This window comes from Alkalibaculum bacchi, assembly GCF_003317055.1.
In the GTDB taxonomy this organism is placed as follows: domain Bacteria; phylum Bacillota; class Clostridia; order Eubacteriales; family Alkalibacteraceae; genus Alkalibaculum; species Alkalibaculum bacchi.
Map to the genome: position 1 here is coordinate 1 of NZ_QNRX01000005.1, position 14,583 is coordinate 14,583.

18 protein-coding genes are annotated in these 14,583 nt (G+C 33.0%); 7 read left to right on the forward strand and 11 right to left on the reverse strand.

The features are described 5' to 3' along the window. A partial coding sequence (locus tag DES36_RS15020) for a hypothetical protein (protein WP_207657427.1) occupies positions 1-182 on the forward strand: 182 nt, incomplete at its 5' end. 24 nt (positions 183-206) lie between these two features. Here the strand turns inward: DES36_RS15020 and DES36_RS04630 are convergent. Next, a complete protein-coding gene (locus DES36_RS04630; protein ID WP_113920058.1) occupies positions 207-425 on the reverse strand; it encodes a sporulation initiation factor Spo0A C-terminal domain-containing protein in 219 nt (72 codons plus the stop codon). Positions 426-554: 129 nt separating this feature from the next. Between DES36_RS04630 and DES36_RS04635 the strand changes: the two genes are divergently transcribed. Next, on the forward strand, positions 555-794 hold the full coding sequence (locus DES36_RS04635) for a helix-turn-helix domain-containing protein (RefSeq protein ID WP_113920059.1): 240 nt from the start codon (positions 555-557) through the stop codon (positions 792-794). Positions 795-902: 108 nt separating this feature from the next. Here the strand turns inward: DES36_RS04635 and DES36_RS04640 are convergent, their stop codons facing one another. The 8 genes from DES36_RS04640 to DES36_RS04675 form a co-directional block, all read right to left on the reverse strand. Next, on the reverse strand, positions 903-1,781 hold the full coding sequence (locus DES36_RS04640; RefSeq protein ID WP_113920060.1) for an AraC family transcriptional regulator: 879 nt from the start codon (positions 1,779-1,781) through the stop codon (positions 903-905). Further along, positions 1,756-1,896 (reverse strand): hypothetical protein, encoded by a 141-nt coding sequence (locus DES36_RS14745; RefSeq protein WP_170128174.1) that lies wholly within the window; start codon positions 1,894-1,896, stop codon positions 1,756-1,758. The genes DES36_RS04640 and DES36_RS14745 overlap by 26 nt, the downstream gene beginning before the upstream one ends. A 506-nt stretch (positions 1,897-2,402) precedes the next feature. Then, entirely contained in the window at positions 2,403-3,962 is a 1,560-nt protein-coding gene (locus DES36_RS04645; RefSeq protein WP_113920061.1) for an SIR2 family protein, read from the reverse strand. A 148-nt stretch (positions 3,963-4,110) separates the two neighbouring features. Further along, the gene (locus DES36_RS04650) at positions 4,111-4,920 is read right to left on the reverse strand and encodes a nitroreductase family protein (RefSeq protein ID WP_113920062.1); all 810 of its coding nucleotides are present in this window, start codon (positions 4,918-4,920) and stop codon (positions 4,111-4,113) included. Between the two features lie 159 nt (positions 4,921-5,079). Beyond that, positions 5,080-5,958 carry a GNAT family N-acetyltransferase gene (locus DES36_RS04655; protein WP_242981705.1) on the reverse strand — a complete coding sequence of 293 codons (879 nt, stop codon included), beginning with the start codon at positions 5,956-5,958 and terminating at the stop codon, positions 5,080-5,082. Between the two features lie 554 nt (positions 5,959-6,512). Continuing rightward, positions 6,513-7,364, reverse strand: coding sequence for a DUF3658 domain-containing protein (locus tag DES36_RS04665; protein ID WP_170128175.1), 852 nt, complete (start codon positions 7,362-7,364; stop codon positions 6,513-6,515). Positions 7,365-7,815: 451 nt separating this feature from the next. Beyond that, entirely contained in the window at positions 7,816-8,178 is a 363-nt protein-coding gene (locus tag DES36_RS04670) for a DUF6483 family protein (protein WP_113920065.1), read from the reverse strand. 395 nt (positions 8,179-8,573) lie between these two features. Next, the gene (locus DES36_RS04675; RefSeq protein ID WP_242981696.1) at positions 8,574-9,800 is read right to left on the reverse strand and encodes an amidohydrolase; all 1,227 of its coding nucleotides are present in this window, start codon (positions 9,798-9,800) and stop codon (positions 8,574-8,576) included. Between the two features lie 198 nt (positions 9,801-9,998). Here DES36_RS04675 and DES36_RS04680 point away from each other — a divergent pair, with 198 nt between their 5' ends. Then, complete coding sequence (locus DES36_RS04680) at positions 9,999-10,745, forward strand: carbonic anhydrase (RefSeq protein ID WP_242981697.1); 747 nt, start codon at positions 9,999-10,001, stop codon at positions 10,743-10,745. A gap of 215 nt (positions 10,746-10,960) precedes the next feature. Here DES36_RS04680 and DES36_RS04685 read toward each other — a convergent pair whose 3' ends face one another. Further along, positions 10,961-11,236 carry an aminoglycoside 6-adenylyltransferase gene (locus tag DES36_RS04685; protein ID WP_242981698.1) on the reverse strand — a complete coding sequence of 92 codons (276 nt, stop codon included), beginning with the start codon at positions 11,234-11,236 and terminating at the stop codon, positions 10,961-10,963. Positions 11,237-11,367: 131 nt separating this feature from the next. Further along, the gene (locus DES36_RS04690; RefSeq protein WP_113920068.1) at positions 11,368-11,892 is read right to left on the reverse strand and encodes a nitroreductase family protein; all 525 of its coding nucleotides are present in this window, start codon (positions 11,890-11,892) and stop codon (positions 11,368-11,370) included. A 143-nt stretch (positions 11,893-12,035) separates the two neighbouring features. On the opposite strand from DES36_RS04690, the gene DES36_RS04695 reads away from it, so the two are divergent. The 4 genes from DES36_RS04695 (at position 12,036) to DES36_RS04705 (ending at position 14,579) form a co-directional block, all read left to right on the forward strand. Next, positions 12,036-12,632 (forward strand): TetR/AcrR family transcriptional regulator, encoded by a 597-nt coding sequence (locus tag DES36_RS04695; protein WP_113920069.1) that lies wholly within the window; start codon positions 12,036-12,038, stop codon positions 12,630-12,632. A 525-nt stretch (positions 12,633-13,157) separates the two neighbouring features. Continuing rightward, the gene (locus DES36_RS14750; protein ID WP_170128176.1) at positions 13,158-13,310 is read left to right on the forward strand and encodes a hypothetical protein; all 153 of its coding nucleotides are present in this window, start codon (positions 13,158-13,160) and stop codon (positions 13,308-13,310) included. A gap of 11 nt (positions 13,311-13,321) precedes the next feature. Continuing rightward, positions 13,322-13,834, forward strand: a complete 513-nt coding sequence (locus DES36_RS04700) for a cobalamin B12-binding domain-containing protein (RefSeq protein ID WP_113920070.1) — start codon at positions 13,322-13,324, stop codon at positions 13,832-13,834. Further along, positions 13,818-14,579 (forward strand): ABC transporter permease, encoded by a 762-nt coding sequence (locus tag DES36_RS04705; RefSeq protein WP_113920071.1) that lies wholly within the window; start codon positions 13,818-13,820, stop codon positions 14,577-14,579. Before DES36_RS04700 ends, DES36_RS04705 begins: the two co-directional genes overlap by 17 nt. The last annotated feature ends 4 nt before the right edge of the window (positions 14,580-14,583 follow it).

Sequence of the window (14,583 nt, forward strand, 5' to 3'; positions counted from 1 at the left end):
TAAAATGGTCTATCAGTATGCATTTGATGGTCTATTTTAATGCATCAGGTGGCTCAAAAGTTAGCATCGATGGTCCATTTGAAATGCAATATTCAATTTTCATCCAAAAGCCAAACCTTACAACAATTTCATCTTTCGGCAACATCACGAGGGTCGAGATCATTAACATGACGGGAGGTTAAAGACCTCCCCTACTGCTCCAAACCTTATTTATTTTTTGCTTTAGTCGCTATGTAGCTGATAAATTCTACTACCGTAGGAACTTCCCCCTTGCGTGGTACTCTGTCTTGATATGCCCTTGTCACATCATTATGGTTTGTGTTATTATATGTTTCATTAATCACCGATTGCATTTCACGTTCTACCTCTTCCACTGTAATGCCATACTTTCTTGCAACTTCTCGATAAACCTTATTCATACTCATCTGAACTTCCTCCTATATGTATATTATTTTTTAAAATCGGACTAATACTAGTCCCATTATAGCAACAAGTCCCAGTAAAATAAAGAGAAAAAGGACTAAAATCAGTCCTAAATATTTGAGAGGTTTTATATGGCCGAGCAGAAAATAAAATCAGATTCACACATTTCCATAGGAAAAAACATACGAGAAATTAGAATTGCTAAGAATATCGGTCAGACTGAGCTTGTGAGACTTTTGCATTTGCAAGGTGTTTCTATTACTCGTGAATCTTTGGTGAAAATTGAGAGAGGAATACAGCATATCTACGCATCACAACTAAAAGGAATAAAAGATGCTTTACAAACAACCTACGACGAGTTGCTAAAATAGGGAGATCGGCTATCTTTTAATAGAAATATCAGAAGTGCCAGCACAGCACAAGGGAGACAAATAGCTTTGCCTCCCTTGTTCTTTGTTGGCACTTTTGTAAAAAATTTTTCATAATACTTTTTTCTTCACAGGAATCCAGATTTCACTTCTATATTTCGGATTTTTAGTATCTGGGCTCTCATTCCACAAAATTTCAGGGCCTTGGGCTGCCTCATAACCTGAAGATGGAAACCACTCTGAATATATTCTACCCCATATATTTTGAAGTGTTTCTGGAAATGGCCCAATTGATTCGAATACTGCCCAGGTACAAGCATCCATTTTCAGTACATCAAATTCTGCTGTTTCATCACTTGATGTTGCTACACCGATATAATGATCTAATTCTCCCTTTTCTTCCATTCTTCCTTCTGAAAAATTAGTAGAAGCACTAATGATTCCTGTTGGTTCTAGATTTGAAAGTGATTTTAAATGCTTGATAATCTCGGGGGTTAATAATTCAGTCATTTTTGCAATTTCAGGGTTGACACCTTCAAAAATAATTGGAACTCTCTTCTTAAAACCTACTAACTTAAATGGTTCTTTCTCAACAATGCGATAATTCATTTCGCACCCTCCTTTGATTGATAATTGAAAGGTCATTTTAGGATAAGCTTTTATCTGTGTGAGCTCACTTCTTGCCTCTGAAGGAAGAATACCATGCACAGAATGAAAAGCACGAGTAAATGAATCAGCCGAACTATAGCCATATTTAACAGCAATGTCGATTATTCTGAAACTCTTATCTTTCAAATCAAGTGCAGCTAATGTTAATTTTCTTCTTCTGATATACTCTGATAAACTTATACCTGATAAAAAAGAAAACATCCGCTTAAAATGATACTCTGAACAGTAAGCAATTTTAGTTATTTTACTATAATCAATTTCCTCTGTTAAGTGCTCTTCAATGTATGCCAATGCGTTATTCAAACTTCTTAAAGAATCCATTAAACAACCTCCTTTCATCATTAATATTATCAAAGGATACGCTTACCCATCCGACAATCTGTGCACAGTTTAGTCGACTACTTCTAATGCTCTCCACTTTTCGATATTTCTTCAATCCCCTTATAGATTACATAGGCTGCTGTATTTTGCAAACTGGGAGTTTATGAGGGACGGGGAGTTTATGAGGGACGGGGGAGTTTATGAGGGACGGGACTTTTCAAGTCACAAGATTAAAGTCAGCCTTTTATGACCCAAAATTCTATGTCCCTCGTGATTCTTATAGATGCATATTTTGAAACATAAGTGACCTAAATTTGGATTGACAAATACAAATGTTAGATTAAAATAATCTGTCTCTATCAATGCTAAAATTCATAATATCACAATAACAATCTTACAATAATCAATATCCTAAAATTTTAAAACAAGTAGTCAAATTCAATGTTTTCTATTTACAAATCACTATTTATCTAGTATAATTAGGCTAACAAAAACATAAGCTAATATTGTGCTGAACAGAAAGGTGTCTATTTATAGGTGCTAAATCTGATAGGTGCGTTAAAATCGAAAAGGGTTTTCTGTACGGTGTTTGTTTACAAATGCTTGAGGCAGGAAACTCTTTCACTTTCCCCATTTTAAATAATCATATATCATAATTAGCCTTCTTATATGTGTTCTTGCTTGTGAATCTACATTCTGTAATATATTTACATCCTCCTCAAACAAGTTCCTTAGTACATCTTCAAGTTCAACAACATTAATTTGTTCTTTTCCTAGATGAGATATCAACCTTGTGGCTCTTTCTAATGAGTCTTTCTCTTGGTTCCATATTTGTTTTACTGAGCTGTACTCTCCCAAACAATTCCTATTTTTTTTGATTGTTTTAGAAATAATAGCATCAAAATTCTGTTTAATTGCCAGCTCTTTACATTCTGGAAACTCTTTTGTTGCTTCGTACAAATATTTATTAACTGGAAGCCTACCTGAATTTTGTCTCAATACCTTTGGATATGCATACTCTAATAGTTCATCTGCCGAGAAATCCAAATCACCTATTACAATATTTCGGTACCATTCATTGCTATCAATTCCACTGAGCCCTTTAAGTCCCAAATCAGAGACTTTCCCTATTGCAAGTACCAGTTCGTCATCTGATACTCTAATATCATCAAGAGCTGCTACCCTTAAGTTTGATGTTGGCATATTGGTAATCGTGTAATCATACAGCTCCTTCTTAAAGCGGCGCAGTATTTTTACTGAAAGCTTTGCCTTTTTATTTTCCATAGCAGAATAAAGAGACATAAAATCTCCAAGCATTACTTTCTTCATGCCTAACGGTTTGTTGTCCACCATGATAATATATGGACTGACCTGAACGCCCACCATATCTCTATTATATTCCACGAACACAAATCTATCTTCTAGCAGTTTAATCTGTTTTTCATCCAAGCAATTTACAATAGACTTAATGATATTTTGCACATTTATATCACTTATAGAATAACCCATAAAAATAATTGGATATTCCATAAAAATAGTCATCAATTTTGCAGCTAGATAGGCACTTTTTTCTCCAAACTTCACATAATCAGATTCATTAATTATAATACTCTCTGGATTTTCAACTGAACCATGTATTTTATAAATTTCTGCAATGCCCTGAATTGCAGAGAAAATCAGCTGATTCTGACCAACATATTTTGTAAACCCCTGAAAATTATCTTCTAAAAAAGTATCATAATTGGTTGTTATTACTCCTGCTATACTCTTTTCAGAAATATGGACGAGTTTGTTTATTTCTTCTTGATAGTGGGGTTCAACTATTGTGTTACGTTTTATGTATGCTGCTAGTTCTGCCTTAAATGGAGATAAACCATTATTTTTTATCTGTTCTAATGCCTCTTCATTAACATTTCTTATAGAAGCATCTCTAAACCATTTTTCATCGAAGTCTCTTTGAATTAATTCTGCTATTTTAGGCATAATACCCGCCTTACATTGTAAAACCTTTGCTTTGTTCTCATATGAACTATAAATAAAATTATCATCCTCAATAACTCTAGCAAAATGCTCCAACAAACCTTTCCAATCTGGCAAATTCAAATATCTTCGAGTCATTCCAGAACCTAAGAACAAAAATGGAGTAGTATTAAAATTACTTATAACATCTTCAATTGTCATTAATATTTCACCTATTTTCTATTTTCAAATATATATTTGAACGAGAATTTTAGTCTATCAATATTTTTATAATATCATAATTATATCCCCATCTATACTTATTTAATAGGAAAGTAAAATTTCCTTTTATTTGCGAGAGCTCATTATCTTATTTCAAAACAACCTTGGCTTGTTTTCTAGGAACCGTTCGGTAGTATTTTACATCGGGATAACCCAATACAAGACAAGCTTGTACTTCTTTTTCATCCTCAATATCTAAGAACTGTTTTATCTCTTTGTTTTGATTTGCAGCTCTTACGAAAAAGCCGCTATAAAACATTCCAAGCCCTTGGGCAAATGCCATAAGTTCCATATTTGAAGCAACTAGCCCTGCATTAATAGCAGAATCACTGACGACACATACAACTGCAGATGCATGAAAAAACAAATCATCACGACCATCTTGACTATAGTGATCACACATAGTAATCCACCGACGAGCGTGCACTTTATATATCCTAGAAATTTCAGTATTTATTAGTATTTCTTGTGCCTCTTTGTTTAAACTCTCCAGTGCCATCTTCGTTAATTGGGGCAAATTATCTCGTACAACCACATAAGAGGTACCTTGTAAATTGCTACCAGTAGGAGTATATCTTCCCGCCTCGATAATATTCATCAGCTTCTTATCTTCAATGGGCTTTTGAATAAATCGTCGTATAGATCTTCTTCCCTTAATGGCCTTAAGTAATACATCAGGATCTAAGGCTGCCGACTCTAAAGTAGACTCTTCTACCTCTCGCATTTCGTACCCTTCTATAGAAACCGCATTCTGAGGACATACAGCAACACAATGCCCGCATTCCATACAGTTAAAAATAGCCTTGGCCTTTTTATCTTCAATAATAATATTCTTTGGAAAGCAGTCCGCGACACATAGACCACATCCTATACAAAGTTCATTATCAATACGTACCAATTTAATACCTCCAGTAAACTATTTACGATTTATATAGATAAACTAATAAATCTCATCAGAAAAGATTAAAAATATATTGCTCCTAAAATTTTTTGTTCCTCGTAAAATGTTTTAATTTGATTCCTTTCTTTTGTACCTAATCTGCAGCACGCTTTCCACCTACGATTGAAATAGGAAGTCCGGACGTTTTCTATAATAGTCAAATGATGTTTCTACTTTAAATCCACACTTTTTATATAAGTTAAATGCATTTTTATTTGTGCTATCGACTTCGATTGTTATATTTTCTCTACCTCTATTTTTTAAATCTGTTAGTATTCGCTTTAACATAGCTCGTCCAAAACCTTTTCCTTGATATTGTGGTGATACTCCAAACCCAAATATAGAGGCTTCATCATTTCCAAGGCTTGCAGAACCCATTCCAATATGTTTTTTATCTATCATACCTATATATTGTATTCTATTCTCTGATTCAAAAGATTTAATTATCATACTTTTTGCATCTTCATAATTGTCATTGAATATTTCCTGACTCAAATTTATAAGTGATTCCAAATCTTCTTTTTCTGCTTCCTTTAACTTTATTTCAGGAGTTGGGCGAACTTCCATATCATCTACTGAATCATTATATCTTAAGAAATACTCTGTAAAATCAAATTCTGCCTTTAGTTTTTCTATTACTTCGTTTCCATCATTTGATTGCGGTTCACAAACAAATACTAAATCTAATATATTATATTTGGTTATTTCTTTTATAGCCTCATGGAGCAGCTTTTTAAAATATCCTTTTCGCCTATATTTAGGTAAAGTATAGGCTGATATTTCTGCTTCATCTCTGGTTGGAATAAACATAGATACAAGACTCACTAATATGTTACTATCATAAAGTAAAAATAAGCTCTTTATTTCAGAATTAAAATTTATGGATGTGTCAAGAAATATACTTCCATTTAACTTATCATGCTCTTTACATATCAGCTCAACTTTCCTTATTTCCTTTATGATTTCCTCACTTGGCTCACTGAATTTTTTAATCACCAATACAAACCCCTCCACGCATATGCGTTATATCTACATTTTAACAAAGTATAATTCTGATTACCAAGGTTAATTTAATACGCGACATTCTACTGTGGCTCAATTTATAAATAATGTTCGTTACGGGAAGTCAAAGACCTCCCCTACCGCTCCCACTTTAAAGTATTACCTCAATTCACGTAAAATCCCTTTGTCTTCAAAGCCTTCACAGTTAATTTTATACATTAAGTTTATCATGTCGTGACTATATTTTGTAAGGATTTAATGCATAATCTACACAGTCTGCAAGGCAGTTAGCTATGGACTTCCCTTTGTTTTGGTGCATAGAAATTTGAGAGGGGAATACAGCACATCTACGCATCACAACTAAGAGGAATAAAAGATGCTTTACAAACAACCTATGACGAGTTACTAAAATAGGGAAATGAGCTATCTTTTAACAGAAATAGAAGAAGTGCCAGCACAGCACAAGAGTTGAGACAAACAGCTTTGTCTCCCTTATTCTTTGTTGGCACTTTTGTAAATATAATTTATCCTTAATGTTATTAAACGCTTTAAATATATGCTTTTCTTAAAACTTTTCCATAGGGATGTGATGGTTCCTTATTTTCAACAACAATTAGTTTATTATCCTCAATCATCTTATCAATACGCAAAGCATACCAACTATCGCTAATGCCTAGACTGTATTCTCCTAAGAGCTTACCGATAAGTCGTGCCATAATAATATCATTATCTGGAAGATTCTTTGTGATAATGAAATCATAAAAATTTTCTGGTACAGAAATTAGCTTTCCGTTTATAACTGCTCGTAATGGTGCACTTTCTACCATCAAGTCATGCCAGTAGTCACTAGCAATTCTCTTTTCTATCTGTGATAATTGTTTCTCAAGAGGTAGGAATTGATAAATTTTACCTCCCTCAACTTCCCCCCAGTGACTATACTCTGCTATTTGATCCTCAGATATTTGCTTATATTTAGGTAAAGAAACAACACTTATATTGCAGTCAATATTTCTCAATATATTGCAAACAAAATATAATCCACAAGTAGAATAAGGAGTATTGCTTTTCCATATTCGTATGGGTATACCATTTTTTGCAGTTGATAGAAGATATTCCATATCTTTACGTTGATTTAGGAAAAACTGCTCTTTTTCCTTATTATCAAAATCAAATCTCCCCCACAATTTGAGAAAAACATTTTGGCGCTCAACTCCATCAATCGAACCTGAAATATCTCCAACATCAAGTGAAAAGCCTATATTAACCACATCTCTAGAATTTCCTCCAACTGCTTGGCCTTCAAAATGTTTCTCTAATTCCACCTTAGTTGGTTTTTCCCCAGCATAGCTGACAGCTTCACCAATTATATTTTTATCATTATAATTTTTTGCTGCTTTCATAAAACCTTTCTCACTATCGCTAAATACAACTTCAAGCATCATTTCACCTCTTGTACAAATATATTAGTGTTATCTATTCCACTTTTTCAATAAGGAATTATGCTGTTTTATATTATCAGATATTACCGAATTGATTACTTCATCAAGATTTCTAAAAGACACAATTGGGACGTTAAATATATAAAGATATCTCTTTAGATGCACATTTTGCACATCCTGTTTATAAAATGGCGTTCATGCTTAAATCATGAGTTCATGACGGAAGGTCAAAGACCTCCCCTACAACCTAGATACCGATAGGTAGGGGCGCACCTTTGGTCTGACCCGTTTGCACGACGCAATGTCCTACTGTTACGCAATATATAAAAATTGCGTCATGCAGGGAACGCTGCCGCTCCGTATTTCCAAATCCGTATATTAATATGACATTTTCCTACTAATATCTTTATTCTTAAAATAATGATAAACCAAACACTTTAGCAATCTCTTTTACCCCTTGCTCAATTTCTTCCCTAGGAAAATTAGATTTTTCTAATAACTCATCATCTAAATTATTTAATTTTGCATAAAAATCCAAGGCTAGCTCCATATACCTTTTGTCATTAGAATCTATATTTTGAAATAGCAAATTCTCGGCTTCATTGATTTTTCCTTTCCCTATTAAATTGAGCAATTGTTTATATAAATAATCAGTTTGGGTATAATTTTCTTCACTTGGTAGTTCATAGGAAATTGTATCTTTATTAAAGAAAAGTTTTGCAAGCAACCTTATCAAATCATCTACCATGCGCATTATATAATCTTGTTTAATCATAGGATATATCTCAACCTTTCAAATGTATTGATATTTATTACTTTAAATATTACTAGCATTTATGTTAATTAAATTCTAAAGATCATATCAAAACATCACGAGGGACGAACATCAGGTAGGGTCTGAATGCACTTGGCGCACAATTAATAATGATGAGTCAATGTATGATATAACAGCAATTTATCGATTATTAACAAAGATATCGATATGGTAACTTATTTCTCCTAAAAAATGGAATAAAAAGTTACCGTCCCTATATGCCTATAATAGTTGTCATGTTATTGTTATTATTTTTTTACAAAAACAATAGCTTCTTTCTGATAGGAATCAAAATAATTGTTTAAACTAGGAAAGAGTTATTGTTATTTTTCTTCAAATTTACAAGCAATTATGATTTAATTATTTAAAAAATCAAGAGTAAACTGCGCATGTAGTGCTGTGCCATATTTTAAATAATCTTCATCAATCTTGAATTTCTCATGGTGTGGAAAGTAAATAGATTCTTTTTCTTCGTTTCTATATCCCATAAATGCATAAACTCCTTTAGCATGTTGGAAATAGTAAGGCATATCCTCTGATCCCATATATCTAGGTAAATTTATATTTTTACCTTCTCCTAAGACTTTTGTTGAAGACTTGTCAGCTATAACTGCTAATTGTTCATCATTGCAAAGGCTGAGAGCACTCTCTTCTATTCTTACATCTACCTTAAGCTCATAGGCATCTGCTATTGCTTTTGCATGTCTTTTTATTGCTTCATGAGCTATTTCCCTAACAGTTAGATTGAAGTATCTCATAGAAATATCAACCTCTGTATATTTAGCTACTATGTTTGCTTTTGTGCCACCAACGAACTTCCCAACAGAAAGGACTATTGGATCTTGTGCATCAATATTCTTAGTAACTATTCCCTGTAAATCTGTAACAAAAATACATGCGGGATGAATAGTATCTTTTGCCTTATGAGGTACAGAGCCATGTCCTGATACTCCTTCAAATTTAACATAAATAGTGTCACAGCCTGCCATTCTATACCCAGCTTCAATATTTACATATCCAGTCTCTAATTCTGGCATTCCATGCATACCAAAACAAGCATCAACTCCATCCATTCCGCCTGCTTCTATTATTTTTTTAGCGCCTGAGAAAGTCTCTTCACCTTCCTGAAAGAAGAATCGAACTTCACCAGGTATTTCATTCTTCATTTCAGATAAAATTTTTGCTGCACCAAGAAGCATAGCTGCATGAGCATCGTGTCCACAGGCATGCATTATCCCAAGTGTTTTCGATTTAAATTCAACATCCGTTTCTTCTTTTACAGGAAGTGCATCAAAGTCTGCTCTTAAAGCTATCGTTTTTCCGTTTTTCCCACCTTTTAATGTAGCAATTATAGATGTGTTTCCAGCTTTCTTATATGGTATTGCAAGTTTATCCAACTCTTTAATGATTTTTTCCTGAGTTTTAAATTCTTGTCCACTAAGTTCAGGATGTTCATGTAAATCTCTTCTAAAATTTATAATGTATTCTTCTATTGATTTAGCTTTGTTTAATATGTCAGTCATAAAACACCTCTTATTTAATCTATGAAGGTAGTATTTACTTAAATGTCTTTGAGCAAACAAAAATTAAGCAATCATTTCTTCTTTATTGTATTTTATCATGAATATTATGTTTTAAGTTCGTTTCTGGATAAAAAAGGTCAATGGTCTTATCAAAAAAATTTTAGGACTTTTCTTAAGATATTGTTGTATACTAATGGGATTAATATGATAAAATAGTAATAAATGGAATCCAAAAGCAAAATAGAAAGGAGAAATAATGTGAATAATACGAACACACTATCAACACTATTAATAGCTGCATTGTTAACAGCAGTATTTACGGGGTGTACACCTCAGAAAATAATAGGAGTAAATGAACCTGTAATTGATCAAAACGTAGAGGTTTATGAAAATCCTACAGTAAGTTCAGCAGAAGACGCAATCAAGTTATTAAAAGAAGGAAATAAAAGATTTGTAAATAATGAATTAGCGAACTATGACTTAAGCCACACTAGACGAAGTGAATTAACTGAGGGACAAAAACCTTTTGCAGTAGTGGTAACATGTTCAGACTCAAGGGTAGTACCAGAGCATTTGCTCGATCAAGGTTTAGGAGATTTATTTGTTATAAGGGTGGCAGGTAATATATTAGATGAAGCAGAAATAGGGAGTATAGAATATGCAGTAGACCATTTAGGAAGTCCATTAGTAGTAATATTAGGGCATGAGAGTTGTGGGGCAGTAACAACAGCAGTAGCAAAAGCCGAAAAACCTGCTGAAACACATACAACTGAGAATATAGACGCATTCTTAGATAATATAGAGCCTGCAGTTGCAAAGGCTAAAAAAACCGAGTTAAAGGGAAAAGAATTAATAGAAAAAGCAATAGATATAAATGTTGAACTATCTGTAGACCAACTTTTAGAGGAAAGTAATATAGTAAAAGAGGGGGTAGACGCAGGTAAAATAAAAGTTGTAGGTGCTAAATATTTATTAACAAGTGGTGATGTTGAGTGGTTTGAATAGGAACGCAAAAGTATTTTATGATAAATAAGGGTTAAGAACGAAGGAGCAAGGTCAAGGATTTATGAGGGAAATAAGGAAGAATTCTCAAGGGAGCAAATGTTTATTCTGTCTAATGTGAAGGTAGGCATTTGCGGAATGAAGTAAATTTTGCCGTAAATATTTAGAATACTTACATAACAAGAAATTTTCTCAAAGAATTTTAAGGAAAAAGCAATCTATAATGAAGTGCTGTACCATAATCTCCAAAAAAAGGTAAACTTAATAAAAATTGATAACAAAGATTTAAATTTATCCTTTATGCTATTAATCCAGTCTTTGTTCTCCCTAAATGACCTTGTTTCAGTAACAACAAATACTATATCATTATCTTGAAATATATTTTTGGACACATTTGGATTTGCACGTGAACCTTCTAAATACACCGCACGAATACGAATATCGTTATTGGCAACGGCTATGATTAAATCCAACATTTCTTTTTCAGATCGCATACAATGTCTCTCATTATAGTTTTACATTTTCTATATTAGAACCTTACTCTAATTAATCTATTATATTATCATACATATTCCACTTAATAAGGAATATTAAATTTTTAATCTACTTCATAAGGAACTTTATCTTATTCTATATATTTCTCATACATTACCGTTTCGTCTATTTCCTTGCGCTCTGTAATATGACGCTCTGGACTTAAAAAGCCTTTGTCAGGATACCCAATCAGGAGTAGAGCTGATGCTTCGATGTAATCTGGTAAATTAAATTCATTGCTGATAATGGCTGGATCAAACAAACCAACCATTACGCTTCCTATATTTAATTCTCTTGCCGCTAGCATCATATGGTCACAGACAATACCTATATCTAAATCACCTGAGCATTTATTGTCATATGGCCGTACTAATTCATTTCGTCGATCTCGACATACGATAAAAATACACTTAGAACCAAAGGTTTGATATGCTTTTTTGATTTTTAAAATATTTTCTTCACTCTGAACAACAATAATCCTTTGTGGTTGTTTATTACAAGCTGTAGGGGCGACACGTCCAGCCGATAGAATCTTATTTAAGTCACCTTTTGGAATCTGTGCTCCAGTAAAGCCGCGTGTTGTGCAGCGCTGTTTTGCCAGTGTTAAAAAACCCATTATTCTTCCCCCTTATATGCGAATAATTATTCGCATTATTATTATAACAACTTCATTAATAGCTGTCAACAAAATACGAATAAATATTCACATTCTATTGACCTGATTTAAAATTCAAAGTATAATAAAAATGAGGTGATACTATGAATGATGTAAGAGAACCCGTTCAAAAGCGTTCTATTGAAAAAAAGAAAAAAATACTAGATGCCGGGTTTGCCCTTTTTTGCGAAAAGGGGTATTACAAAACCAATACAATTGAGATTGCCAAAAGTGCTGGTATCTCAATAGGCTCATTATATAGTTACTTTAAAGATAAGAAACAAATATATATTGCTGCTTTTCACGATTACCTTGAAAATATTTCAGGACATTTACTGGAAAAATTGAGTTTCCAACAGCCTCTTTCACTGCCTAGTTTTGTCGAAAATTGGATCTGTTATTATATTGACTTATATGCCGATACCAGTCACGCTCTGGCTCAACTAAGAATGATGATATCAGAAGATATTGATATCAATCGTCACTTTTCCAATTTTGAAAATGAATATTTTTTAAAAATCACAGCGCTATTGAACAAAAATGGTATAGAGCAAGATGATTTATTTGAAAAAGTTTACACTTGCTGTATTTTAATCGATGCTCTTAGACAGGAGAAATCTACATTTTCACACGATGGTTTAGACTTCAATATTTTTAAAAACCAAGTAACCAAAACTGTTATTGCATTATTGTCTAGTTGATTTTTATTAAGGTTTTATAGCATTACAGAACAGCTCTCTTTTTCTGTATTTTCGTGTATGGCAGTTAATTTGTCATTTGATGACTCTATCTATTACAGAAAGAGCAAAGCCAACGATATGAAGGCTTTGCTCTTTCTTCAATTATCTCCCCCTCAAGAACATTTTTTACTGTTGCACGAACTTATGCATTAAAAAGCAATGTACCAAACAGTAAGCCTAAGGGAACATCACGAGGGACGCAAACATTAACATCACTTTTGCTCCCACTTTAAAGTATTACTTCAATCCACATGAAACCCCTTTGTTTTCAACGCCTTCATAGTTAATGTATTTCTTTCTAATATTATTAATCTCTTCCTCTAAAAAGGTAATTGTAATGAGATAGGACCTATCATGCTCCTTTATTAAATTAGGTTCTTCTATAATCTTCTAAAATTATGTTCAAATTATTTTGTTTAAAAATTATATCATAAGGATATATATACAACGCAACATATTATTCAACAAACAAGGAGGTTCTAATAAATGGATGATAATATTAAAGTTTATCTTAATCAATTTCAACAATATCTAGGAACCTATGATAAAGATTGCACTATAGAATATTCAATGAGTCTTTTATCCGAAAAAAAATCACAGTTCAAGAGCTTTACGAAAAAATCCTTACTCCCTCCCTAAATAGTATATCAATGACAAGGGCTGAGGAAGCCAGTGAAATCTGGAAAGAACATCTCATGACAAATATCGTGAGGACCATAATAGAATGTGCTTACCCATATGTGTTAAAGGAAAAGCAAATTCATAAAGGTGAGTATAAAACACAAAGGGTAATCATTGTATGTCCTGAAGAGGAGTATCACGAGATTGGCGCTCGTATGGGAGCAGATTTTTTTGTCATTATGGATTATGAAGTATTCTACATAGGATGTAACACACCAAAAGAAACGCTCTACTCTGCCATTGATACCTTACACCCAGACATCATTGCTATAAGTATTACTAACGCCTTAAATTTGGTTTCGCTCAAAAGGATTGTGAAAGAACTCAAAGAAAAAACAGGAAGTAGTGTTAAGATTCTACTTAGCGGCAGTGCATTTATTCATGCCAATAAAAATGAGAAAGACTTTAACGCTGATGGATTAGTTCTAACATTGAAAGACATTGAATTATTTAGGAGGAACCAACATGAGACTAGCATTTAATATAGCATGGAGATTCTTATCCTCAAGCAAAGGGCAAACCGCCTTAATTGCACTAGGAATCGCTATAGGGATATCCGTTCAAGTATTTATTGGCTCCTTAATTGCCGGACTTCAAAATAGTCTTGTAGACACAACTATAGGAAGCTCTTCACACGTTACAGTACTTTCAGACGATAATAACAAGCGAATCTCTGATTATGATTCTATTATAAATACAATAAAAGAGACAGATAAGAATATCACTGAAATCTCCCCTGCGGCGGATGCTTCTGGATTTATTAAAGTAGATGATAGCACATACCCTATTCTTATGCGGGGATTTGAAATTAATCAAGCAGATGGAATTTATAAATTAAAATACGAACTTTTCGAAGGAGCTCTTCCAGCGAACAAAGAAATTATCCTTGGAAAAGATTTTACAACGGAAATTGGTCTTAATGTAGGAGATAAAGTAGAAATTCTAACCCCATTTGGTAAAACAGAAGAAGTATCACTTTCAGGTATATATGATTTAAAGGTATCAAATTTAAATAAGACTTGGGCAATCTCAAATATGCAATTAGTACAAGATATTTTTGAGTATGGTGATGAAGTGACGGGAATTGAAACACAGTTAGAGGAAGTATTCGAAGCAGATATCGTTGCCGATAAACTAACTTCTACACTCCCCTCTACGCTTAAATTCTGTACTTTGTTCACTATTAAATATATTGATAATATTAGTGGTATTAAAAAATATACCTAGAATA

Bases quoted from the DNA above. Each gene is read 5' to 3' on its own strand.
- DES36_RS04630 (WP_113920058.1), bottom strand. From the start codon at position 425: ATGAGTATGAATAAGGTTTATCGAGAAGTTGCAAGAAAGTATGGCATT.
- DES36_RS04635 (WP_113920059.1), top strand. From the start codon at position 555: ATGGCCGAGCAGAAAATAAAATCAGATTCACACATTTCCATAGGAAAA.
- DES36_RS04640 (WP_113920060.1), bottom strand. From the start codon at position 1,781: ATGGATTCTTTAAGAAGTTTGAATAACGCATTGGCATACATTGAAGAG.
- DES36_RS04645 (WP_113920061.1), bottom strand. From the start codon at position 3,962: ATGACAATTGAAGATGTTATAAGTAATTTTAATACTACTCCATTTTTG.
- DES36_RS04665 (WP_170128175.1), bottom strand. From the start codon at position 7,364: ATGAAAGCAGCAAAAAATTATAATGATAAAAATATAATTGGTGAAGCT.
- DES36_RS04670 (WP_113920065.1), bottom strand. From the start codon at position 8,178: ATGATTAAACAAGATTATATAATGCGCATGGTAGATGATTTGATAAGG.
- DES36_RS04685 (WP_242981698.1), bottom strand. From the start codon at position 11,236: ATGCGATCTGAAAAAGAAATGTTGGATTTAATCATAGCCGTTGCCAAT.
- DES36_RS04690 (WP_113920068.1), bottom strand. From the start codon at position 11,892: ATGGGTTTTTTAACACTGGCAAAACAGCGCTGCACAACACGCGGCTTT.
- DES36_RS04695 (WP_113920069.1), top strand. From the start codon at position 12,036: ATGAATGATGTAAGAGAACCCGTTCAAAAGCGTTCTATTGAAAAAAAG.
- DES36_RS14750 (WP_170128176.1), top strand. From the start codon at position 13,158: ATGGATGATAATATTAAAGTTTATCTTAATCAATTTCAACAATATCTA.
- DES36_RS04700 (WP_113920070.1), top strand. From the start codon at position 13,322: ATGACAAGGGCTGAGGAAGCCAGTGAAATCTGGAAAGAACATCTCATG.
- DES36_RS04705 (WP_113920071.1), top strand. From the start codon at position 13,818: ATGAGACTAGCATTTAATATAGCATGGAGATTCTTATCCTCAAGCAAA.